The sequence below is a fragment of the Sulfitobacter sp. TCYB15 genome (assembly GCF_040435955.1).
Classification (GTDB): domain Bacteria; phylum Pseudomonadota; class Alphaproteobacteria; order Rhodobacterales; family Rhodobacteraceae; genus Sulfitobacter; species Sulfitobacter pontiacus.
In genome coordinates this window covers 1,022,126-1,043,801 of record NZ_CP159193.1, presented here as the reverse complement: position 1 = coordinate 1,043,801, position 21,676 = coordinate 1,022,126, and the positions used below count along the sequence as shown (strand labels likewise).

At 60.9% G+C, this 21,676-nt stretch carries 19 protein-coding genes and 1 riboswitch; of the genes, 9 read left to right on the top strand and 10 right to left on the bottom strand.

All coding sequences use genetic code 11. The annotated features are described in order from the left end of the window. Nucleotides 1-149: 149 nt before the first annotated feature. Together bluB and ABM428_RS05025 are read right to left on the bottom strand one after the other, a co-directional pair. Entirely contained in the window at nucleotides 150-830 is a 681-nt protein-coding gene (bluB, locus tag ABM428_RS05030; protein ID WP_353628226.1) for a 5,6-dimethylbenzimidazole synthase, read from the bottom strand. A 49-nt stretch (nucleotides 831-879) separates the two neighbouring features. Further along, a riboswitch (cobalamin riboswitch) is annotated at nucleotides 880-1,058 on the bottom strand. A gap of 36 nt (nucleotides 1,059-1,094) precedes the next feature. After that, on the bottom strand, nucleotides 1,095-1,856 hold the full coding sequence (locus ABM428_RS05025; RefSeq protein ID WP_132997043.1) for a hypothetical protein: 762 nt from the start codon (nucleotides 1,854-1,856) through the stop codon (nucleotides 1,095-1,097). Between the two features lie 366 nt (nucleotides 1,857-2,222). Here ABM428_RS05025 and ABM428_RS05020 point away from each other — a divergent pair, with 366 nt between their 5' ends. From ABM428_RS05020 to ABM428_RS04985, 8 genes are all read left to right on the top strand, one after another. Then, the gene (locus ABM428_RS05020; protein WP_037963554.1) at nucleotides 2,223-3,866 is read left to right on the top strand and encodes a BCCT family transporter; all 1,644 of its coding nucleotides are present in this window, start codon (nucleotides 2,223-2,225) and stop codon (nucleotides 3,864-3,866) included. A gap of 357 nt (nucleotides 3,867-4,223) precedes the next feature. Further along, nucleotides 4,224-4,388, top strand: a complete 165-nt coding sequence (hemP, locus tag ABM428_RS05015; RefSeq protein WP_009826214.1) for a hemin uptake protein HemP — start codon at nucleotides 4,224-4,226, stop codon at nucleotides 4,386-4,388. Further along, nucleotides 4,385-4,861 (top strand): hypothetical protein, encoded by a 477-nt coding sequence (locus ABM428_RS05010; protein WP_005851872.1) that lies wholly within the window; start codon nucleotides 4,385-4,387, stop codon nucleotides 4,859-4,861. Before hemP ends, ABM428_RS05010 begins: the two co-directional genes overlap by 4 nt. A 186-nt stretch (nucleotides 4,862-5,047) precedes the next feature. Beyond that, on the top strand, nucleotides 5,048-7,474 hold the full coding sequence (locus tag ABM428_RS05005; RefSeq protein WP_353628225.1) for a TonB-dependent siderophore receptor: 2,427 nt from the start codon (nucleotides 5,048-5,050) through the stop codon (nucleotides 7,472-7,474). Nucleotides 7,475-7,538: 64 nt separating this feature from the next. Continuing rightward, nucleotides 7,539-8,222 (top strand): Fe2+-dependent dioxygenase, encoded by a 684-nt coding sequence (locus ABM428_RS05000; RefSeq protein WP_132997045.1) that lies wholly within the window; start codon nucleotides 7,539-7,541, stop codon nucleotides 8,220-8,222. 1 nt (nucleotide 8,223) lies between these two features. Next, nucleotides 8,224-9,087 (top strand): tonB-system energizer ExbB, encoded by an 864-nt coding sequence (gene exbB, locus ABM428_RS04995; protein WP_132997046.1) that lies wholly within the window; start codon nucleotides 8,224-8,226, stop codon nucleotides 9,085-9,087. 5 nt (nucleotides 9,088-9,092) lie between these two features. Next, nucleotides 9,093-9,584, top strand: a complete 492-nt coding sequence (exbD, locus tag ABM428_RS04990) for a TonB system transport protein ExbD (protein WP_037943520.1) — start codon at nucleotides 9,093-9,095, stop codon at nucleotides 9,582-9,584. Continuing rightward, nucleotides 9,581-10,396: an energy transducer TonB gene (locus ABM428_RS04985; protein WP_132997047.1), complete on the top strand. Its 816-nt coding sequence runs from the start codon at nucleotides 9,581-9,583 to the stop codon at nucleotides 10,394-10,396. Before exbD ends, ABM428_RS04985 begins: the two co-directional genes overlap by 4 nt. Here the strand turns inward: ABM428_RS04985 and ABM428_RS04980 are convergent. The 3 genes from ABM428_RS04980 to ABM428_RS04970 all read right to left on the bottom strand — a co-directional run bounded on the left by ABM428_RS04980 (nucleotide 10,377) and on the right by ABM428_RS04970 (nucleotide 13,044). Then, nucleotides 10,377-11,471: an alpha-hydroxy acid oxidase gene (locus ABM428_RS04980; RefSeq protein WP_132997048.1), complete on the bottom strand. Its 1,095-nt coding sequence runs from the start codon at nucleotides 11,469-11,471 to the stop codon at nucleotides 10,377-10,379. The genes ABM428_RS04985 and ABM428_RS04980 overlap by 20 nt on opposite strands. 61 nt (nucleotides 11,472-11,532) lie before the next feature. Further along, nucleotides 11,533-12,048, bottom strand: coding sequence for a DUF421 domain-containing protein (locus tag ABM428_RS04975; RefSeq protein WP_037963563.1), 516 nt, complete (start codon nucleotides 12,046-12,048; stop codon nucleotides 11,533-11,535). A gap of 24 nt (nucleotides 12,049-12,072) precedes the next feature. After that, nucleotides 12,073-13,044, bottom strand: a complete 972-nt coding sequence (locus ABM428_RS04970) for a mechanosensitive ion channel family protein (protein WP_132997049.1) — start codon at nucleotides 13,042-13,044, stop codon at nucleotides 12,073-12,075. A 282-nt stretch (nucleotides 13,045-13,326) separates the two neighbouring features. Between ABM428_RS04970 and ABM428_RS04965 the strand changes: the two genes are divergently transcribed. Next, nucleotides 13,327-15,723, top strand: a complete 2,397-nt coding sequence (locus ABM428_RS04965; RefSeq protein ID WP_132997050.1) for a PAS domain-containing sensor histidine kinase — start codon at nucleotides 13,327-13,329, stop codon at nucleotides 15,721-15,723. On the opposite strand, the gene urtE is transcribed toward ABM428_RS04965, so the two are convergent. From urtE to urtA, 5 genes are all read right to left on the bottom strand, one after another. After that, nucleotides 15,720-16,415 carry an urea ABC transporter ATP-binding subunit UrtE gene (urtE, locus tag ABM428_RS04960; protein ID WP_132997051.1) on the bottom strand — a complete coding sequence of 232 codons (696 nt, stop codon included), beginning with the start codon at nucleotides 16,413-16,415 and terminating at the stop codon, nucleotides 15,720-15,722. The two genes, ABM428_RS04965 and urtE, sit on opposite strands and share 4 nt — an antisense overlap. Next, nucleotides 16,408-17,160 (bottom strand): urea ABC transporter ATP-binding protein UrtD, encoded by a 753-nt coding sequence (gene urtD / locus ABM428_RS04955; protein WP_132997052.1) that lies wholly within the window; start codon nucleotides 17,158-17,160, stop codon nucleotides 16,408-16,410. The genes urtE and urtD overlap by 8 nt, the downstream gene beginning before the upstream one ends. Next, nucleotides 17,157-18,323, bottom strand: a complete 1,167-nt coding sequence (urtC, locus tag ABM428_RS04950; protein WP_009826202.1) for an urea ABC transporter permease subunit UrtC — start codon at nucleotides 18,321-18,323, stop codon at nucleotides 17,157-17,159. Before urtC ends, urtD begins: the two co-directional genes overlap by 4 nt. Nucleotides 18,324-18,326: 3 nt before the next feature. Then, on the bottom strand, nucleotides 18,327-20,261 hold the full coding sequence (urtB, locus tag ABM428_RS04945) for an urea ABC transporter permease subunit UrtB (RefSeq protein ID WP_353628224.1): 1,935 nt from the start codon (nucleotides 20,259-20,261) through the stop codon (nucleotides 18,327-18,329). A gap of 75 nt (nucleotides 20,262-20,336) precedes the next feature. Next, nucleotides 20,337-21,629: an urea ABC transporter substrate-binding protein gene (gene urtA / locus ABM428_RS04940; RefSeq protein ID WP_353628223.1), complete on the bottom strand. Its 1,293-nt coding sequence runs from the start codon at nucleotides 21,627-21,629 to the stop codon at nucleotides 20,337-20,339. Between the last annotated feature and the right edge of the window lie 47 nt (nucleotides 21,630-21,676).

Genomic DNA, 21,676 nt, shown 5'->3' with positions numbered 1-21,676 from the left:
ACCGCCCATTTTGAATACTTCCTCTTTGCGTGCCAGACGCGGGATGCACTGGCTTCACAAAGGCAACGTCAGGGAACCGGCATAGTTCCGCTGACCGCGCAAATTACCCGTACTGCGGGAGATGACAAGGTGAGCGGGACGGGCAGTGACTACAGGTCGCCCTGCCACGTACCGTCAAAGATCATCTCGTCCACGGGGAGCCGCTTGCTCCAGCCTTTCACCTCAAGTTCGGGCGTCTGGTAAAGCTCGTCCACGTGACCCAGACAGAGGTAGCCGACGATCTCTATCCGGTCGGGGATCTTCAGCAGGTCACGCAGATCGGCATCGCGGAACACGCTGACCCAGCCCATCCCGATGCCCTCGGCGCGGGCGGCAAGCCAGAGGTTCTGGATCGCGCAGACGGTGCTATAAAGATCCATGCTTTGATTATGGGTGCGCCCCAGCACGACCTTACCGCCACGGCTGCGGTCACAGGTCACGCAGATATTGACCGGTGCCTTGCGGATACCTTCGAGCTTCAGCGACCTGTAGCTTGTCTGGCGGTCGCCCTCGAACATCTGCGCGGCTTCCTCGTTGGCGCGGTTGAAGGCTTGCCAGACCTGATCGCGTGCGGCCTGATCGCGGATGACGATGAAATTCCACGGCTGTGACAACCCGACTGACGGTGCGTGATGCGCGGCGGTCAGTATGCGGTGCAACACGTCCTCGGCCACTGGATCGGGTAAAAACTGATCACGTACATCGCGGCGGGTGAAGATCGCCTTGTAGACGGCGTCGCGTTCAGCATCTGAAAAAGGCGCGGCGGGTGCCAGCGCAGAGGGTATCGGCATTGTTCAGTCCCCAACAATACGTTTATGCGCCAATCCCGCTGTCCATGCGGGGCAAGCTGTACTGTCTGGCCGGTCTTCTGACTTAGGGTCGTCTGGTCCGCGCGCCTTCCCGGAATAGTCCAGTGGCCTATGCGCAAACCATCCCCATTACAGCGTTGGGCACGTGCCGGAGTTTCACCAGCTTCCCGATTCTTCCGCGAGGCGGACACCAGACCCGGACATTGGGCCACGGCTGTCCGCCCGGAACAAGCCCTAACGCGGGGGTCAACCGCGTTTGGTTGCGAAAATCTTCTTCATTACGGCGTCGAACTCGTTCCACGAGATGACGGCCTTGTTGCCTGCATAGCCGTGATAATAGGATCGCCCGTTAGAGGTCGGGAAACCGGCCCAGATACGTGCAAGGTTTTCCATAAAGCGGTGGCGGCTGATCTTGCCTTTCTTGAAGGCGTTAAACCCCGCGTCGACCAAAAGGATATCCGCCAGCCCGTCCTGAACCGCCGAGGTAAAGCGGTCATTCTTGCTCAGGCCCGCCTGTCGCACCAGACTGCGCAGCGTGGATGGAATGAACTGGTATCGACCGATGGCATGCGGTTGGCCCGGCGTGCGGTCGATCCAGCGGTAGATCTCGCCGATGGTCATTTGCGTCGGACGCTGTGGCGGCAGCCGTTTGGCCCCGTATTGCACGGCGTCATAACCCTTTGGGCCCGCCTCGGCCCAAGCGATGAGGCTTTTGAGGTCCGCGGCAGTGCTGACCCCGCTGAGCTCTTGGAAAGACCGGCTGCGGCTGCTCACGGTTTTGGACCGGACCTGCGCTTTGGGCTGGGTCTTATGGCGCAGCTTGATCTGGCCCTGCCCTGCGGATTGCATGACGTTGAACGAGATGTCGCTTTGCATGGCAGAGCGCGCACCGGACAGGCTGAACCCTTCGGCGCTGACAGTGGTAGCGGCCAGAAGTGCCGCGGTTGCGATAATTGGTAGTGTGCAAGTAACTTTCATATCATCCCCCATGATGAAAAAATTTGTCATGGGACCATGGTGACCGCAGACGCCCGCGCTTTCATTTGCGCAAGCAGGTGGGTCGGGGCCATGGACGGATAGGACGGCATATCTTTTGGGATAGGGCGCTATCCCGCGGTGCGGTTGCCCCCTCCGTTCAGACGGGCTTGGGCAGTGTGGCACGCGGATCCGCCCCGGTGTTTCACCCGAATCCAAAGAGGGGATTCGCGGTAAACCACGGAAAAAACGCATAGCCCGCGACCCGCAAACGGGGCGTCAAGCCCGCATCCGGGGGCTAAGCCATGATATTCATTTACTTAATTCCCGCGCAGCGGTGGTCGTTTTGTCGGAGTTGCGCTATGATTAGTCGCAAATACATAAAATGGAGAGCATCTAATGACAGATGAAACGTCGCCGGGTATCCCGACACCCGACGGGGCCGCTGCCGTAATCGACACGGATTACGAGATCGGCCAAGACAACAAAGAAGGCAGCGTGGGGCCCTTCGGCTTCGACATTCACAACCCGGTCTTCGCGATCTCGGGTGTGTGTATTGTTGCCTTTGTATTCTATACACTCGCGCTGCCCGAACAGTCTGGCGCGCTGTTCACATGGCTGTTTTCGTCGGTGACAAAGGGCTTTGACTGGTTCTTTATCTCTGCCGGCAACATCTTTGTGCTGTTCTGCCTGTTCCTGATCGTCACGCCTTTGGGCCGTGTGCGTCTTGGCGGGGCCGAAGCAAGCCCCGACTACACCTACCTTGGATGGTTCTCGATGCTGTTCGCGGCGGGCATGGGCATCGGTCTGATGTTCTATGGCGTCTCTGAACCGCTATCGCATTTCTCGAGCTCCATGGGTGGCACTGCTGTTGGCGAAGACGGCCTGCGCACCGATTGGGCACCTTTGGGCGCGGCCGCGGGCGATCAGGCCGAAGCGGTGCGTCTGGGTATGGCGGCCACGATCTACCACTGGGGCCTGCACCCTTGGGCGATCTATGCCGTTGTTGGGCTGGCGCTGGCGCTGTTCAGCTATAACAAGGGTCTTCCCCTGACCATCCGCTCTGCCTTTTACCCGATCCTGGGGGAACGCGTCTGGGGCTGGCCCGGTCACGTGATCGACATTCTCGCCGTATTTGCAACGCTCTTTGGTCTGGCGACATCGCTTGGTCTGGGTGCCACCCAAGCCAACGCGGGCTTGAACGAGCTCTTTGGTGTGGCGGTTGGCCCCACAACTCAGGTTCTGCTGATCACCGGCATCACCGCGATTGCGACCGTATCCGTGCTGCGCGGCCTTGATGGCGGCGTCAAAGTCCTGTCAGAGATCAACATGGGTCTGGCGTTTTTGCTGCTGGCCTTCGTGCTGCTGGTCGGACCGACGCTGGCGATCCTGTCGACCTTCGGGTCATCGCTGCTGGCCTATGTGGAATATCTGCCCGGTCTGTCCAATCCGATCGGCCGTGAAGACGTCAACTTTATGCAGGGCTGGACATCGTTCTACTGGGCATGGTGGATCAGCTGGTCGCCTTTCGTCGGCATGTTCATCGCCCGCGTCAGCCGTGGCCGTTCGGTCCGCGAGTTCCTGACCTGCGTTCTGCTGATCCCGAGCCTCGTTTGCGTCCTGTGGATGAGCGTCTTTGGTGGCATGGCAATCGATCAGGTGATCAGCGACGGCTACACCGCCGCGCAAGAAGCCGAGCTGCCACGCCAGCTGTTCGCCATGCTGGATGCGCTTCCGCTCGCCGGGATCACATCGCTGATCGGTATCGTATTGGTCATCGTGTTCTTCGTGACCTCGTCTGACTCCGGCTCGCTGGTGATCGATACGATCACGGCAGGCGGCAAGGTCGATGCACCTGCGCCACAGCGCGTGTTCTGGTGCATCTTCGAAGGTGCCGTAGCGATTGTGCTGCTGCTGTCTGCAGGCGGGCTCAAGTCGCTTCAGTCGATGGTTATCTCAACCGGATTGCCCTTTACTGTGGTGCTGCTGTTCCTGTGCTACGCAATCTTCCGCGGCCTGCGCGCCGAGATGAAGACGCAATAACGCAACCCTAACCGACGTTTGTGCTTTGCCGGTAAAAGCGCCTTATACCCCCCGCCGCCCCGTGCTGCGGGGGGTATTCTTTTGCACGACACAGACAAACAAAAATGCGCGCAAATTATTCCGACAAAAACTGTCGGATTGACATACCCTATAATTTCGATCAGGTTTGTGGAAACGTCTAGCCACCCCGCATGCGATCACGGGGACGCCCGACACATATGATGTGAGGAGTCCCACGATGAGACCATTCCCCAGAACGCAGATTGCCGTTCACCGTCAGGACCAAGCCGCAGGGCTGCCTGATGATCGGTGCCGTGTGCAACGTTCCTTTTCCATGACCATTGATAGAGCAGCCCTATGACATTTCATGCCCCCCCAAAGACCCAAGCCCCGATGAACGCGCTGCCGACCTACTCTGCCCGCGACCTGACCGAAGGCGGAGATCTGGCCCAAATCGTGCTGGATACCCAGACCTACACCCTGCGAATCACACGCGCTGGCAAACTGATCCTGACCAAATGAATGACGCACATCAGCACCCCGGCGGTGCCCCGGTAGGGTTCATCACAGAGCTGGACAGCCTTCAGGCCGCGTCGGTCATCTATTTGCGGATGTGGTGTGACGGGCCTGATGCACAGGAAAAAGTCAGCAGTGATTTTGCCAGCGTCCTCGGCCACACCAACGGGAGCAAGGCGCTCGCTACGTTTGAACAGCTATGCTCGCTTTGTGCACGGTTCGGGCGGCGGCCTTTGATGCGCCATTCGGTCACGTGCAAATGTCTGGGATCGGACGAATCCTGCTTTGCGAACTTCATCGCGACAGCCACGGACGGACAGCGCGAAGACGCGATGCTGATCGCGACCCTGCTGGTTCGCGCCGATATGGCCCCGCTGGTGGCATCGCTTGCTGCGGATTTCGGGCTGGCGCTCAAACGGATGCGCCTGAGCGCACCAAGCGAGGTCGCGCAAATGGAAGCAGCACCGACGCTGCATTAACGGGCGCTTCTCGCGCCCGATCGACGCCCTATGTGCAACGCTACAACCCATTGAAATTTTTGTAAGGTTGCCGAAGTTTAATACTTGATTGTTTTTATCAGCCTTAGTAACCCGCCCGTGAATAGGTAGCCAATCGTCCAGACCAGCCCCCTAAAAACAGCCCGAATGGGCAATGACGAGGGCGATATGACTCAGACGAAAACACCACACAGCTTGCGTGGCCACACGGCCAGCCGCAGCATCGGCATGATGACGGCCGCCGCCATCGGCGCGACGTCTCCTGCAGCACTTTATGCGCAATCCAGCGACGAGCCGCTGCTGCTTCCCGGCATCGAGGTTGAAACCTCCGAGCCGCAGGCCGCCAAGCCCAAGCCACAACCCGCCAAGAAACGCGCCACGGCGGCCCCTGCCCCCCGCGCGACACCGGCACCCGCCCCTGCACCCGTCGTGGCCGAGGCCCCCGTTGCTGCCGCCCCCGCCGCGCCCGTCGCTGGCGAGAACGGTCTGTCGCCCTACGCCAACCCCGAAGCCGGATATCAGGCCGTTCAATCGGGCAACTCGCTGCTGACGCAACCGCTGGTCGATACACCGCGCACCGTTACCGCAGTTACCCAGGAAGTGCTGCGCGACAAGAACGCGACATCGGTGCGTGAGCTCGCCCGCACCACCCCCGGCATCACATTGGGCACCGGCGAAGGCGGCAACGCATTCGGCGACGTTCTGTTCATCCGCGGCTTCCGGTCCTCCAACGACGTCTTCATCGACGGCGTGCGTGATTCCGGTGTTGCCGTGCGCGAAACATTCATGGCCGAACAGGTCGAGATCACCAAAGGCCCGTCGGGCTCCATCGGTGGGCGCTCGACCACCGGCGGCGCGGTCAATCTGGTGACCAAAAAGGCGCAGGATACGGACTTTGTCAAAACCACCACGACCTTTGGCACCGCCGATCTGGCGCGTCAGGAAGTCGACTGGAACAAGGTCTGGAACGACCGCTTCAAGACCCGCATCGGTGCCGTCGCCCAAGTCAGCGACGTTGCCGGCCGCGACGGGAGCAAAGACGACCGTCTGGGTCTGTCCATCGCTGCCGAATACGAAGCGACCGACCGTCTGACACTGGATTTCGAAGCCTACCAGCTGCAGATGAAACAGATGCCGGACTGGGGTGTGCCATGGGATGGCACCAACGGCGTGCCCTTCACCGAATCCGCTGCAGGCCGTCCGACGCTGGACCGAGACACCTTCTACGGCAACCCAGACCGCGATTTCCACGATGCGACACAAAGCGTTGCCACCTTCGGCGCGACCTTTGAAATCACACCGGGCATGACATTCACCAACCGCTCCCGTCTCAGCCGGACCGAGAACGACTATATCGTGTCGGCGCCTGAACGCCCTGACACCTCGGATGCCGACCCGCAGAACTGGACGCTGACGGCCTCTCCCAAAAGCCGGTATCAGGTCAACGAGGTGGCGTCGAACACCAGCGAGCTTTCCTTTGGCTTCAACACCGGGTCGGCGCGCCATGACATGATTGCGGGCTTTGCGCTGTCGCGTGAAGAAATCAGCCAGCGCGGCTATGTCGGCCTATCCTCCGAAGTGGGCGGCGGCACTGCCGAGGACCGTCTCGAAGGGTGCTCCGTCGCGATCTACAACCCCGATGTCAGCGGATGTTCCACAGCGACACCTGTCCGCAGCGCCGATGCGACGCTGACCGATGTCACCACACGGTCGCTGTATCTGAACGACACGATCACCTTTAATCCGCAGTGGCAGTTGAACCTTGGTGCCCGTCTGGATGACTACAGCGTCAGCCGGACCACCACGGAGGCCGGTGCCGATACGCTGTCGCGCGATGACACCATGTTCAACTGGAATGCCGGTGTTGTCTGGAAACCCCGCGACAACGGGTCGATCTACCTGTCCTATGCCACCTCAACCAATCCTGTCGGGGATGAACTGGACGCAGGCGGCGGCAGCTACAACGGGATCGATTCCTCGAACCTGCTGCTGGAGCCTGAAGAAAACACCGCGATCGAACTGGGCACCAAATGGCAGTTCGGCAATCTGACCGCCACCGCTGCGCTGTTCCAAACCACCAAGGACAATGCCCGTGAAAGCACAGGCGGCCGCGGCGCACCTGTTGTGACCACCGCGACCGGCGAATACCGCGTCCGCGGGATCGAACTGGGCTTTGGCGGTAACATCACCGAAAAGCTGAGCCTGTTCGGCGGTGCGACCCTGATGGACAGCGAAGTGCTGAAAAGCAGCAACCCCGACAACGTTGGCGAAGAGTTCGCGAATATCGCGCACGAACAGTTCAACGTACTGGCCCGTTACAACTATAACGACCAGTGGAGCTTTGGCGGCCAAGCCACTTGGCGCGGCAGCGTTCAGGGCGGCACATTCGCGGCGACCAACGGCAACGAGCTGCCCAGCTACTGGCGCTTTGACCTGATGGCGGATTACCACATCACGGATGATGCCTCGGTCAACTTCCGCATCGATAACGTGCTGGACGAAACCTACTATGACGCGCTGTACCGCTCCGGCACGCCGTTCGTCTATGTGGCACCGGGTCGCTCTGCGTCCATCTCTGTCAGCATGAAGTTCTAAACCACACACCAAGGCTGGCGGCGCAGACCCGCGCCGCCAGCCGATCCCCTCGAAAGGATACACCATGTTGCTTTGCGTCGAAAATATCCTGTCACCGCAGGAAGTTGCCCATATCCGATCCGTGATCGACACGGCCCAATGGGACGACGGCCGCAACACCGCCGGCGCGCAATCGGCGCAAACCAAGCGCAATCAGCAAATTCCCCTCGACAGCCCTGTTCTGCCTGATCTGCAGACGCTGGTGCTCCAGCGGTTGATGGGCAACCCCACGTGGGTTTCCGCTGCCCTCCCGCTGCATATCCTGCCCCCGATGTTCAACCGCTACAAAGAGGCGGAAACCTTCGGCGTGCATGTCGACAACGCCATCCGCGTGAACCCGCAAACCGGCCAGCGCCTGCGGACCGACCTGTCGTGCACGCTGTTCCTGAATGATCCCGACGACTATGACGGTGGCGAGCTGGTCATCGAAGACAACTACGGCACCCAGTCGGTCAAACTGCCGGCGGGGCACTGCGTGCTTTATCCGTCAACCTCGCTGCATCAGGTCACGCCTGTCACCCGTGGTGCGCGCGTTGCGTCCTTCTTCTGGGTGCAGTCGATGATCCGCGACGGCGGCCAGCGCGAGATTCTCTTCGATCTGGATCAATCCATCCAAGAGCTGTCGGCCAGCGCGGGTCTGAACGACCCGACCGCTGTGCGCCTGACCGGCATCTACCACAACCTCATCCGACAATGGGCAGAGACCTGATATGAAATTTCCAAGCATCCTTCTGGCGGCCGTCCTTGTCGCGACGCCGCAACTGGCCGCAGCCGACACCGCGTCGGTCAATATCGCGCTGATCACATGGGCTGACCAATGGATCGGCCCTGCCCTGTCCGAGCCGATGCGCGTGGCCGCGCAACAGGGTGGCCATTCGCCGCTGGCGATGTTCATGGGGGCCGATATCGTCGTGAAGGCGGTGATGTTCGGGCTGGCCATCGCCTCGGTTCTGGGTTGGGCCGTATGGGCGGGCAAGATCCTGCAGGTTTGCTGGGCCAACGCACGGCTGCGCCGGTCCTACCGCAAGCTTGCCAAGGCGGGGGCCGTCAAAGGCGCGCAGGCGAAATCCTTTTCCGGCCCCATGCGCGCCATGATCCGCGCCGCTTTGGCCGAGATCGACATCTCTGACGGGTTGAACAAGGCGGGTATCAAGGAACGCGTCGCCTCCGAGCTTTCGCGGATTGAGGCGGGGGCCGCGCGCTCGATGCAGTCTGGTGCGATGATCTTGGGCTCCATCGGGTCGACGGCACCGTTCATCGGGCTTTTCGGCACGGTCTGGGGCATCATGAACAGCTTTATCGGCATCGCTGAAAGCGGCAGCACCAGCCTGACCGTCGTTGCCCCCGGTATCGCCGAAGCGCTGCTGGCCACCGCCATCGGTCTGGTCGCCGCGATCCCCGCCGTGCTGCTTTATAACCACATCACTCGCGTCGTCACCGGCTACCGCGCGCGTGTGGGGGATGCCGCGGCGCTGGTGGAACGCTGTCTGTCGCGTGATCTGGACCGTGCAGAGCGTACCGCTGACGTGCCCCATACCACCCCTGATATCGCCACCAAACTGGCAGCGGAGTAACCCCGATGGGCGTGCGACTTTCTGACGGCGGCGACGATCTTGCCCCCAATGCGGATATCAACATCACACCGTTTATCGACGTGATGCTGGTGCTGCTGATCATCTTTATGGTGGCGGCCCCGCTGTCTACCGTGGACGTCAACGTAGAGCTGCCGGTCGCCACCGGCAAACCCGCGCCGCGCCCCGATGATCCGGTCTTTGTCACCATCCATCAGGACCTCAGCCTGAGCGTGGGCGAAGAAGAGGTATCCTTGGGGGATCTGAACATGCGGCTTGGCATCCTGACCCGTCTGGATCTGGGCACGCGCATCTATATAAACGCCGATCGTTCGGTTCCCTATGGCGAGGTGATGGCCGTGATGAACCGCATGCGCAGCGAAGGCTATCTGAAGATCGGCCTCGTCGGGCTTGAGGACGAGGGCGGGGCCGCCCCTTCGGCAGCAGGTGACGTGGCAACCGCTTCGCCTGCCCCCGCTGCGCAGGACGCCGCAGAATGAGCTTTGCCTACGCCCCGCGATATGGTGCCGGCTTGATGCTGGGGGCCGGGCTGAGTATCGGCGTGCATGGCGCGCTGGTCGCACTTTGGCTGACACAGGCTGCGGCCTACGAGCCACCGGAAGAAGCGGGCATTCAGGGCCGCGAGCTGATCGATCTGGCCGAGGTCGAGATGATCATGGCCGCGCCTGAAACCGACCTCCCCGACGGGCCACCCGCCGAGGATAGCCAAGCCACGCTCGAAAGCCCGGCCGAACGCGAGGAAGCCAAAGCGTCAAACGATCCGCTGCTGGCACAGATACCGCGCACGCCGGACGACCCCGAACTGCAGTTCAAGATCGCCAATCCCGATCAGGAAGTCGACACAGACAAGGAGGCGACCGAAACGCCGACCGAGTTGCAGGAAGAGACCGAAAACGAGAACGCCGCGCAAAGCACGGCTGCCGCCCCCAAGGCAAGCGCGGGTCAGGACGAACAGGACCAAAGCGCGGCCAAGGAACAGGGCCTGACAGATGCCGAACGGGCAGAGATCACGGATTGGCAAAAATCGCTGGTTCTGGCGTTGAACGCCGCCAAGGACTATCCCCGCCGCGCCCGCGAGGCCCGCGCCGAGGGGACCACAACCATGGCCTTCACGCTGGATCAATACGGTCAGATCAAAGCGCGCGAGGTGTCCAAATCTTCCGGCTGGCCAGTGTTGGATCAGGCGGCGCTGGATATCTTTGACCGGCTACAAACACTGCCGCGCCCGCCCTCAGCCATGGGTGCCGGCCCGTTCAATCTGGCAATCCCGATCAGCTATCGCTTTCGCTGATCGGGTCGCCGCCGAAGGCTGTGATCATATCGGGGGTGATGTCTGCGACTGTTGCGCAGCCGCATAGGGCCATCGTCACTTCCAGCTCGTCCCTCAAGCGACGCAACACCTGACTGGCCCCGCGTGCCCCGTCGACGATCAACCCGTGCATCACGGGGCGACCGACCAGCACAGCTTCAGCCCCAAGTGCCAGCGCCTTGAACACATCGCTCCCGCGCCGGATTCCGCCATCCAGATAGACCGGCACATCCTGCCCCACCGCCTGCACCACGGCGGCCAATTGCGTGACGGGGGCCGGAACGGTATCCAGCACCCTGCCTCCGTGGTTTGAAACGATGATCCCCGCAACACCGGCATCGACGAACCGCCGCGCATCCGCGGCACGCAGACAGCCTTTGATGATCACCGGAACGGGGCTGTCCGCAATCAGCCGTGTCAGGTCTGCCCATGTGGGGGCAAAGACCATCATCCCGTCGAACACAACGCTCTGCCCGTCTTGCAACTGCGGTCGCGGCGGCTGCGGCAGCGGGTCCAGCATCACGGGGCGCACGCCATCCGGCAGCGCAAAGCCCGCGGCAACCTCGCGGTCGCGCAGGCCGTTGATCGGGGCGTCAAGCGTCACCACCAGCGCCTCTGCCCCGCAGTCCACCGCGCGGTTGACCAATGTCATCGTGCTATCGTGATCCGCCTGCATATAAAGCTGGAACCAGCGTCGGCCGGGGATAGCGGCGATGTCTTCGGGCGCGGTGCTGGTCTGGCAGCTGACCACCATCACCGCCTCCTGCGCGGCAGCGGCCATTGCAGTCGCAGTTTCCCCTTCCGAGTGGAACAGCCGTTGAAACGCCATCGGCGCGACCATGATCGGATGCGCCGCGGGCTGCCCCAATATCGTTGTGCGCGTGTGGCCGCCTGCACAGTCAGCCAACAGGCGCGGCAACAATCCTATCCGGCCAAAGCTGGCGCGGTTCTGGCGCAGCGACAGCTCCCCTTCTGCGCCGCCTTCAAGGTAGGCAAACACATCAGCGGCAAGGGTCGCGTGGGCGGAGGCTTCGAAATCTGATAAGGTCACAGGCATAGCCCACAGATCGCGCAAAACGCCCGCCGCCACAAGCGACTTAAATACTCAGATATATCGGTTAGACGCGTTGGACGTATTCCAGCATCGCGTCATCAACCTCGTCCCCACATAGAACAGAGACTTCGCCCGTCGTCTCGAAGACGGCGGCACGCACATCGCTCAGCCGCATGACGTTGGATTCGCGCAGCTTCTCCATCAGGTCACTGCGCGACACACGATTGACCCGCATCGCCTCTTCGCAGATCTTGCCATTCTCCATCAGATAGACCGGCGCGTTCTGGATGGTATGCAAAGCGGTTTCAGACCGACGGCGCAGATAGGATAGCCCGAACTGGAAAAGGAACAGGCAAGCGGTTGCAACCAAAGTCTGGAAGAACGCCTTCCAATCCGACGCTTGCGCCGCCCCCGCCAGCAAAGAGCCGAAGGCAATGGTGGTCACAAAGTCGAAGTTCGTCATTTTCGAGAAGGAATTGAGCCCGACGATCCGCACCATGAGGATGATCCAGATCAGCGCCACACCGCTGAGCACGAAGCCGCGGGCCAGAACATCCAGTACCGTATTGTCGAAAAACATATAATCCCTTCTTCTCTGGATTGATCAGGCGTCGGATTGACGCGCTTTCTCTTCTTTCTCGTCGCGTTGCTGAGCACGCGATTTCGGCACGTCGCCCTCGCCCGCGGGCCACCCTTCGCGCTGCGCGCGGCGGTCGCCGTCGGTCGCTTCGGTCTGGTCGTGGAACAGATGCACCTGCGTTGGATAGGGCATATCGATCCCTTTTTCATCCAGCGCTTTATAGACCGCCTGCAGCACCGCCCCGAAGGTATGGATCTGCGACGCACGGTCCGACTTCGTCCACCACCGCAAGCGGACGATGTTGGCGGAATCGCCCAGTTCGACCGGTATCGTTTCAGGGGCTGGGTCGGTCTCTACACCCTCGACGCTGGCGCAGGCATCCTGCATGACCTTGCGGGCGATGTCCCAATCGTCGCTGCAGCCGATGCCGACGTCATATTCCGACCGGCGCGTGTCAAAGGCGGTATTGACCACCACGCTGTCTGTATAAATGTCCGAATTCGGGATCACCACGCGGCGACCGTCATAGGTTTTGATCATCGTGGCGCGGGTCTCGATCTTTTCGACCGTGCCTTCATGCCCGCCCGACACGATCTGGTCGCCGACTTCAAAGGGCTGACGCAGCAGGATCAGGATACCTGCCAGCATGTTCTGCAAAATGTCCTTGAACGCGAAGCCGATCGCGACAGAGCTGACGCCCAAACCGGCAATTAGATCCCCCGGTGTGACCGTCGGGGCGACGATGGTCACCGCCAGCATGAAGCCGATGATCGTCACGGCCCACCGCATCAGCGCCCCGCCCACGTCGCCCAAATTCTCGCGTCCGCGGCGCCCGGCGGATTTGCGGATCAGCGCGCCGATGCCCATTCCCAGAAACCAGAACACCACGGCAACAAGCAGCGCGACGCCGATATTCGGGAGCAATCTGAAAAAGCCGTCCAACCAGCCGTCAAGTTTATCGAAAATCAGGCCGGGGTTGGCGTCGACTTCTTCCATGGGTTCTTCCTTACTCGTTACTGAATCAGCGGGAGCACAAAAGACCCGTTCTCACGTGGCTATTTGATCACATCCCCAAGACAAACGACCCGAAACAGCGGCGGGTTCCCGAAACACCCTTGGTATATGCGCTGCAAACACGTCCAAGGCCGCAAGCGCTTTGTGTGAAATGAGCAACAGCGCCATAATTCCGCCAGTTTCAGAAACCATTAACGATGGCAGAGAATTTCAAGAGATGCAGAGCGTACAACCCTCTGTGCAGGACTGAGTGACAGGGCAACGATGACAATTCCGCGCAAGCTAGCCTACTTCCAACTGTTTACCCTTTGCGTCTGCATCGGGCTTTCCTTTTTGTTCTTCTTTGTGGCGGGCAATACTGTGCAGGTCCAAGCGAAGGACAGGTTTCACGCGTTGGTCAGCCAAGGGTTGTCGTCAATGGGGCGGCGCGCCGACGAATACGGCAGGACGCTCGACGGTGTCGCGGGCTTTGTCGCTGCCTCTGACGAGGTGACGGCGCAGGATATGGAGACCTACGCCACGTCGGTCCATATTGCCGACGGTTCCTACGTGCTAGATGCCATCGGCTTCGCCGTGCCTGTGTATGACGAAACCGACGGCACGCTGAAGGATTTCGTGATCCAGCGCGCCACACCGACGGAAAACTTCGCCGGCATGGTCGGGACAGAGTTTTCAAGCAACTCAGATCTTCTGGCCACGGCCCTCGCCACCTATGCAAGTGGCGACACGCTTTCGACAACCCCTGCGCTCCACGGCGAAAACTGCCATGCCCTGCTGATCAAACCGATTTTCCGCCCCGGTGCCGCTTCTGACGGCACCCGCGATCCTGATGCGGCGTTTCTGGGCGTCGCCTTTGCGATGGTCGATGTGGACGAAATCTTTAGCGATCTCTTCGCCGCGCAAAATGACCTCATCACGCTGGATGTGTCCTTCTATGATGAGAATGGCACCCCGTTCCAGCACGATCCAACCGTCGCCAGCGATGCCCCCGCCCCGGCCTTTGAGTTTTCGCGTGACCATACGGGCTATGGCCAACGCATGACCCTGCACTGGGCCAGCACCCCGGCCTTCGAGGCCGCGCAACCGAACAACGCCAAATGGATCGTGCTGGCGCTGTCGCTGACCATCACGGCGCTGATCCTGATCATCCAGTCGGTGATCCTGAAACGTAATCTGACAATCAACCAGACGGTGGCCGACAAAACCCGCGAGCTTGAGACGCAGCACCAAGAGAAACGCTCGATCCTCGAAAATGCGATGCTGCCGATTATTTCGGTCCGGCAATCGGGTGAAATACTGCATCTGAACGATGCCGCGCGACAGCATCTGATCGCGGCCGGGCATCGCAAGGACGCGACGGGCGACTTCGTGCAAGATCTGCTGCCCGAGGTCGACATCCACCGTGCCGACGGCGGCGTGAAAGTCGTGGTGCCGCCCCACAAAGGTACGACAGAACCCCGCACACTTGAGGTCGAGAAGAACACCTGGCTTACCGCCGACGCAGAGACGCGTATCACCTTGATGCTGCGCGATATCACCGACAGCGAACGCCGCACGCTCAAGATCGCGGAAACCGAACAACGGTGGAGCCTCGCGCTCAGCAGTGCGCATATCGGGGTCTTTGACATTGATCTGGAAAATGGCACATCTGTGGTGTCGGACACATGGCGCGACATCATGCACCACCCCGCTGACCCCGCCTGTCAGAACCCTTATTACGATAAGATGCAGCATGTGCATCCCGACGATGCGGCGGTGGTCAAGAAGATCGAGCTCGCCTGTCTGAACGGGATGACCGACCGCGCCGAGGCCCGCTTTCGCATCCGCGTCGGTCAGGACAACTGGCGCTGGATCAAATCGGATGCGGTCGTGGTAGAGCGGGCGAAGAACGGGCGCGCCCTGCGGATGCTGGGTATCCAGATCGACATCACCGAAAGCAACAAGCTTGAACAGATGAAGCACGACTTTGTCGCCACCGTCAGCCACGAGCTGCGCACGCCGCTGACCTCTATCAAGGGGGCGTTGGGGCTGCTTGAGGCCCAGACACAGGACGATCCGGATGCCGGCGCGGTGCGTCTGGTGCAGATCGCCACGGCCAACTGCGACCGGCTTGTCGCGCTGGTCAATGACATTCTGGACATGGAAAAGATCAACGCAGGCAGCATGACCGTTGTGCCAAAACCGGAGAAGCTGGGCGATATCGTCACCCTCGCCGCCGAGCAGGTAGAGCCTTATGCCAGCGAATGGAAGGTCGAGATCGACGTAGACACGCCCGATCCCGATCACCACGTGCTGACCGACAAGAACCGCATCATGCAGGTGCTGACCAACCTCTTGTCCAACGCCTGCAAGTTCGCCTACCCCGAAACCGCCGTGACCGTGACCACAGCGCCGGTGGGCGACATGACCAAAATCTCTGTCACCAATCTGGGCAACGGCATTTCGGAGGAGTTCCGCGAACGCATCTTCCAGCCGTTCTCGCAGGCCGAGGCATCGAACACGCGCCAGCGCGGTGGCACCGGGCTTGGGCTCAATATCTCGCGCCATCTGGTAGAGGCCATGGGCGGGGAAATCGGGTTCGACAGTGTGCCGGGGGAGGAAACCGTGTTCTGGTTCACCTGCCCCTCGACCGAAGACCCCGACGTAGCGATGGTGGCCTAAAGCGCCAGATCGGCGATCAGCATGTCCTTGGTGTAATCGGCCTTCAGCTTGCGCGGCCCGTTGCGCCCGCCTTCGACCACGATAAAGCTGTCGCCCAGCGCATAGGCGAAATCGGCATTCTGTTCGACCAATACAATTGCCATCTCGCCTTGGGTGCGCAGCAACCGCAGCGCATCCCCGATCTGCTGGATCACATTGGGCTGGATGCCTTCAGTCGGTTCGTCCAGCAACAAGACCCGCGGTCGCGTGATCAGCGCCCGTGCGATGGCAAGCTGCTGCTGCTGCCCGCCCGACAGATCCCCCCCGCGCCGCGCCTTCATATCCCGCAAGACAGGGAACAGATCGTAAATGTGATCGGGAATGTGGTGGTCGGCCTTGGGCAGGCAGGCAAACCCCGTCTCTAGGTTCTCCTCCACCGTCATCATCGGGAAAACCTCGCGCCCCTGCGGCACATAGGAAATGCCCGCATTCGCCGCCTGAAAGGCTGTGGTCAAACGCACGGGAGTTCCATCAACGGTGATCGTGCCCGCCGACGCCGGATGCCGCCCGGCAATCGCCTTGAGGGTAGAGGTCTTGCCGACCCCGTTGTTGCCGATCAAGGTCGTGATCTGCCCCTTGGGGGCCTGAAAAGACACCTCGTAAAGAATGCGGCTTTGACCATAGTGCAGGTCCAGATTTTCAACTTCAAGCATGGCCGCGCCCCAGATAAACTTCGATCACTTTCGGGTTGGATGTCACGTGGTCAAGACTGCCTTCGGCCAGCACCGATCCTTCGTGCAGCACCGTGACCTTGCAGTCGAGCCTGCGCACGAATTCCATGTCATGTTCGACCACCACCACGGCGCGGGTCTTGGCGGCACGTTTCAGGATATCGGTGGTCTTTTCGCGTTCCTCTACTGTCATGCCGGCGGCGGGTTCGTCGACCAGCAGCAGACGCGGCTCCTGCGCCAGTAGCATGCCGATCTCAAGCCATTGCTTCTGGCCGTGGCTCAACTCTCCGGCGATGCGGGTCAGGTTGTCGGTCAGGCCGATCTCTGCCGCGATGCCTTCGATCCGCGCAGCGTTGGACGGGGTTTTGCGGTGCAGCAGGACGGCCAGCGGCCCACGCGGGTTCTTCAGCGCCATGGCAAGGTTTTGCCGCACGGTCTGCGCCTCGAACACGGTGGGTTTCTGAAACTTGCGCCCCACCCCTTCGTTCGCGATATCCGCCTCTGACATACCTAGCAGCGATATGTTCCGCTCCCCCCAGACGACATGGCCGCTGTCGGGGCGCGTCTTGCCGGTGATGATGTCCATAAAGGTGGTCTTGCCCGCCCCGTTCGGCCCGATCACAGCGCGCAGTTCCGGCTCTGCGATCTGGATCGACAGGTTGTTGATCGCCTTGAACCCGTCAAAGGATTTCGACACGCCGGAGACTTCTAACAGGGTATCGTTCATGACGGTTTCCTCACCAGATAATCAAACAGGCCGCCGATCCCCTTGGGGAAGAACAAGGTGACGCAAACAAAGGATACGCCAAGCAGTACCAGCCACCAGTCGGTCCATAGGATCGTATAGAACCCGAGGTTAATGGCAGGGGCACCGCCCCCTGTGAACCAGCTCGACAGCAAGGATACGAATGCCGCCCCGATCACCGCGCCGTAAAGCCGCCCGCGCCCGCCAATCGCGACCCAGACCGCCAGATAGATCGATGCAATCGGCGCGATCTCTGCCGGGTTGATGATGCCGGCCTGCGGGTAATAAAGCGCCCCGGCGATACCGGCGATCACGGCGGTCAGGGTAAAGATAAACAGCTTGTAGCGTTCCACACGGTAGCCAAGAAAGCGGACGCGGGCCTCGTTATCGCGGATGCCTTGCACCACGCTGCCCATCTTGCCCGATACCACCCACGCAAACAGGATATACCCAAGCGCCAGCGCCAGCGCCGACCCCATAAAGAACACAAGGCTGATGGTCGCCTGCGAGGTGTCTTCGTACCCCGGAATATTCTGCAAACCGGAAAGCCCGTTGTTGCCGCGCAGGCCACTGTCGTTCTGGAACAGCCACAGCGACAGCGCCAGCGTCATCGCCTGCGTCAGGATCGACAGGTAAACGCCCGTGACACGGCTGCGGAACGCCAGCCAGCCAAAGACCAGCGCAAGCAGCCCCGGCACAATCACCACCATCAACAGCTGCAGGAACAGACTGTCGGAAAAGGCCCAGAGCCACGGAAAATCAGAGCTGCCAACGACGCCGAAGATCTGGTTGCCGATGGCGTCTTGCACCTCTTGCGGTGTGGGCGGGATCACCTGACCTTCAAGGCTCGACAATACGATGCCTTCGGTCCGTGCATACATCAGCCACATGCCGATGGCATAACCGCCGATGCCGAAGAAAGCGAAATGACCGAGGCTCAGGATACCGCAGTAGCCCCAGACCACATCCATCGCGATGGCGATGAGACACAGGCACAGCGTCTTGCCCAAGGTCTTGACCATAGAGGTAGAGATCAGGCCCGTGCCTGTCGCCTCTGACCCGATGGCGACCGCGAGGGTAAACAGCCCCAACAGCGCGATGAACCACAGGACGGAAGGGTTTTCGGAAAGGAATGTTTTACGCATGGATCAATCCGCCGCTGCCCGACCCTTTTGGGCAACGATGCCCTTGGGACGGAATTGAATGAACAGGATGATGAACAGCACCATATAGGTCTGTGCCGCGAGGGTATTGGACGGGTTGAACCATTCGATCCCCTTTTGCAGGAACCCGATGAGCGAGGCACCGGCCAGCGTGCCCCAGACGTTGCCCACGCCGCCCACGACCACGGTCATGAAGGATTGCACGATGTAATCGGCCCCCATCTCGGACGTGACCTTGGCATAAAGCCCGATGGCCACCCCCGCGATCCCCGCGATGCCTGAGCCAAGGCCAAAGGTCATCATGTTGATGCGGTCGGGGTTGATACCCATACTGGCCGCCATACCGGGGTTCTGCGTCACGGCGCGCACCTCTAGCCCCAGTCGCGTGCGTTTCAGCACAAACAGGATCAGACCCAGGAATAGCAGTGCCAACACGAAGATCGCGATGCGGATATAGCTGATCTGGATCACGTCCGAGATCACCCACGCCCCGTCCAGCCAAGCCGGAGAGGTCAGCGGGCGGGCCTGCGTGCCAAAGATGTTCTTGGCCAGTTGCTGCAAAGCGATAGAGATCCCGAAAGTCGCCAGCAGCGTCTCTAGCGGACGGTGGTAGAGGTGCCGGATCACCAATCGCTCCATCACCACACCGGCGGCGAATGTGACCGCAAAGGCCAGCGGCAGGGCGATGATGATCGACAGCGTGTAATCGGGCACGAACAGCTGCACGACATAGCCGGTATAGGCCCCCATCATGATAAACTCGCCATGGGCCATGTTGATGACCCCCATGACGCCAAAGGTGATGGCAAGGCCGATAGCCGCAAGGAAATAGATCGACGCGAGCGACAGCGCGTCCAGCGTCAGGTCAACGGTTTGCGCGGCGGCGACGCGGGTCTCGATGCTGTCGAGCGTGGCCCGCGCGGCGTCTGTGACGGCGCTGTCGGGCTCGTCATACACCTCGTAGAACGTCATGCCCGCGATGGCATCTTGCTGGTCCCGCGCAGTCACCAGCGGCGGCACGGTGCCCGCAACGGCGAGTGCGGCATAGGCGGTCGCACGCGCCGCATCGGTATTCAGCCGCGCTGTCGGGATACCACCCACACGCCCGTTGACAACGTTCGCCGCCAAAGCGTCGCGGATCGCGGCAGGGGGCACACGCGCCGGGGCCAGATCAGCCTCCACAAGCTGCGCATAGGCCGCATCGGGTGAAATATCGTCTCCCGGTGACAGCACCCGCGCGACGTTGCCGCTGAGTGTTTCAGACGGCGTCGCTGTTTTGGTCGACAGAATCTGGTTCATCACCGCCCGCGCCTCGATCGAGGTATCGCTGGCCATTGATGTGATCGCCGCGATACGGTCGGCGGCTGTGTCGCCAAAACTGGCAGAGAGGAAGTTGGTCAGCTGGATCTTGCGGGCCTTCAGCGCAGCGTCTGTCTCTGCCTCAATCGAGGCGCGCAGGGGGGCCAGTTGGTCCGCCTCCGGGCGGCGGGCGATGGAATCGACGGCACTTTGACGGCGTGCAAGATCAGGGTCGGTCAGTTGGAACTGCACAAGAGCGGTGCCGATCAGGCGGCGCACACCGCCATTGGGTTTCAGCTGCGAAAACCCGCTTGCCGGTGCCGTGCTTTCCGCATCGCTGTCGATATCGCGCAAGGCCAGCGTGTCGCCTGTCTCGGTGCCGAAAAAGAACACACCATCCGCGTCGCGTTGCCAGACCCCTTTGTCCTGCCAGCGTTCAAGAAACGCGCTGACCTGCGGCGCACCGGAGGCAACCAGATCATCCAGCGCGACAGAGACAGAGCTGCGCGAGGGTTTGGCAATTTCATCGGCATGAGCTTGAAGCACGGGCTGCAAATCTTGCGCCTGTGCCGTTCCCACGATGCCCACCCAACAGAGGAGCATTAACAGGTGGCGGAACATAGGGAACCCTTGTGGTAAGTCTGGGAAATAAGGTGATGGGGCGGCCAGTCGGCCTGCCCGCCCCGGCGTTCAGGATCAGTAGTTAGAGGTCAGCTGAACGCAGGTTTCCGTTTCGGTGTTGTACATGCCGCATTCCAGATCTTTCCAATCGGAGGTCAGCACAGCGCTTTCGGGCAGGAAGTCTGTCCAGGCGTCGCCGGGCACCGGATCGGTCTGGCTGATGATGTCGAACTGACCGTCTGCCGTGATCTCGCCGATCAGCACGGGTTTGGACAGGTGGTGGTTCACCAGCATCTCGGCGGTGCCGCCGGTCAGGTTCGGGAAGGTCTGCCCGTACATCGCGCTGCGCACGGCATCGACATCGGTGGTGCCAGCCTGTTCAACCGCATTCACCCACATGTTGAAGCCGATGTAATGCGCTTCCATCGGGTCATTGGTCACGCGTTTGTCGTCGCCGATGGATGTTTTCCACTGTTCGATGAATTCAGCGTTTGCAGGGGTGTCTGCGGACATAAAGTAATTCCACGCCGCCAGATGTCCGACAAGGTTCGATGTATCGAGCCCCGACAGCTCTTCCTCGCCCACCGAGAAGGCAACGACGGGGATATCATCCGCCGATACATCCGCCGCGGCGAGCTCTTTGTAGAAACCGATGTTCGCGTCACCGTTGATGGTCGACACAACGCCCACCTGCTTGCCGTCCTGGCCCAGTGCCACGACATCGCCCACGATCGTGGCCCAATCGGAATGGCCAAACGGGGTGTAGTTCACAAAGATGTCTTCTTCGGCAATCCCCTTGGACATCAGATAGGATTTCAGAATGTTATTGGTGGTACGCGGGTAGACATAGTCGGTCCCGAGCAGGGCGAATTTCTCGACCCCCAGCTCTTCGAGGAAGTAATCAACCGCAGGGATCGCCTGCTGGTTGGGCGCGGCACCCGTGTAGAACACGTTCTTGGATGATTCCTCGCCCTCGTATTGCACGGGGTAGAACAGCAGGCCGTTCAGCTCTTCAATCACGGGCAGCACGGATTTGCGCGACACAGAGGTCCAGTTGCCAAAGATCACGTCGACCTCGTTCACGGTCAGCAGCTCGCGCGCCTTCTCTGCGAACAAAGGCCAGTCGGAGGCAGGGTCAACCACGACCGCCTCGATCTTGCAGCCCAATACGCCACCCTTTTCGTTCTGCGCGTCGATCAACATCAGCATGGTGTCTTTCAGCGTCGTCTCGGAAATCGCCATGGTCCCCGACAGCGAGTGCAGCACGCCGACCTTGACCGGATCGGCACAGTCCTGCGCCATCACCAGCGAGGTGGAGCCCATCAATGCAGCGGTCGCGCAGGCGGCGAGTTTGGTGAATGTTGTCATCTTCTATCCCCTGTTGGCGCTGCTACCCCGCGCGTCAGAACGCACTT

Excerpts from the sequence above, each read along its gene's own strand:
- bluB (WP_353628226.1), bottom strand. The coding sequence starts at position 830 with ATGCCGATACCCTCTGCGCTGGCACCCGCCGCGCCTTTTTCAGATGCT.
- ABM428_RS05025 (WP_132997043.1), bottom strand. The coding sequence starts at position 1,856 with ATGACAAATTTTTTCATCATGGGGGATGATATGAAAGTTACTTGCACA.
- ABM428_RS05020 (WP_037963554.1), top strand. The coding sequence starts at position 2,223 with ATGACAGATGAAACGTCGCCGGGTATCCCGACACCCGACGGGGCCGCT.
- hemP (WP_009826214.1), top strand. The coding sequence starts at position 4,224 with ATGACATTTCATGCCCCCCCAAAGACCCAAGCCCCGATGAACGCGCTG.
- ABM428_RS05010 (WP_005851872.1), top strand. The coding sequence starts at position 4,385 with ATGAATGACGCACATCAGCACCCCGGCGGTGCCCCGGTAGGGTTCATC.
- ABM428_RS05005 (WP_353628225.1), top strand. The coding sequence starts at position 5,048 with ATGACTCAGACGAAAACACCACACAGCTTGCGTGGCCACACGGCCAGC.
- ABM428_RS05000 (WP_132997045.1), top strand. The coding sequence starts at position 7,539 with ATGTTGCTTTGCGTCGAAAATATCCTGTCACCGCAGGAAGTTGCCCAT.
- exbB (WP_132997046.1), top strand. The coding sequence starts at position 8,224 with ATGAAATTTCCAAGCATCCTTCTGGCGGCCGTCCTTGTCGCGACGCCG.
- exbD (WP_037943520.1), top strand. The coding sequence starts at position 9,093 with ATGGGCGTGCGACTTTCTGACGGCGGCGACGATCTTGCCCCCAATGCG.
- ABM428_RS04985 (WP_132997047.1), top strand. The coding sequence starts at position 9,581 with ATGAGCTTTGCCTACGCCCCGCGATATGGTGCCGGCTTGATGCTGGGG.
- ABM428_RS04980 (WP_132997048.1), bottom strand. The coding sequence starts at position 11,471 with ATGCCTGTGACCTTATCAGATTTCGAAGCCTCCGCCCACGCGACCCTT.
- ABM428_RS04975 (WP_037963563.1), bottom strand. The coding sequence starts at position 12,048 with ATGTTTTTCGACAATACGGTACTGGATGTTCTGGCCCGCGGCTTCGTG.
- ABM428_RS04970 (WP_132997049.1), bottom strand. The coding sequence starts at position 13,044 with ATGGAAGAAGTCGACGCCAACCCCGGCCTGATTTTCGATAAACTTGAC.
- ABM428_RS04965 (WP_132997050.1), top strand. The coding sequence starts at position 13,327 with ATGACAATTCCGCGCAAGCTAGCCTACTTCCAACTGTTTACCCTTTGC.
- urtE (WP_132997051.1), bottom strand. The coding sequence starts at position 16,415 with ATGCTTGAAGTTGAAAATCTGGACCTGCACTATGGTCAAAGCCGCATT.
- urtD (WP_132997052.1), bottom strand. The coding sequence starts at position 17,160 with ATGAACGATACCCTGTTAGAAGTCTCCGGCGTGTCGAAATCCTTTGAC.
- urtC (WP_009826202.1), bottom strand. The coding sequence starts at position 18,323 with ATGCGTAAAACATTCCTTTCCGAAAACCCTTCCGTCCTGTGGTTCATC.
- urtB (WP_353628224.1), bottom strand. The coding sequence starts at position 20,261 with ATGTTCCGCCACCTGTTAATGCTCCTCTGTTGGGTGGGCATCGTGGGA.
- urtA (WP_353628223.1), bottom strand. The coding sequence starts at position 21,629 with ATGACAACATTCACCAAACTCGCCGCCTGCGCGACCGCTGCATTGATG.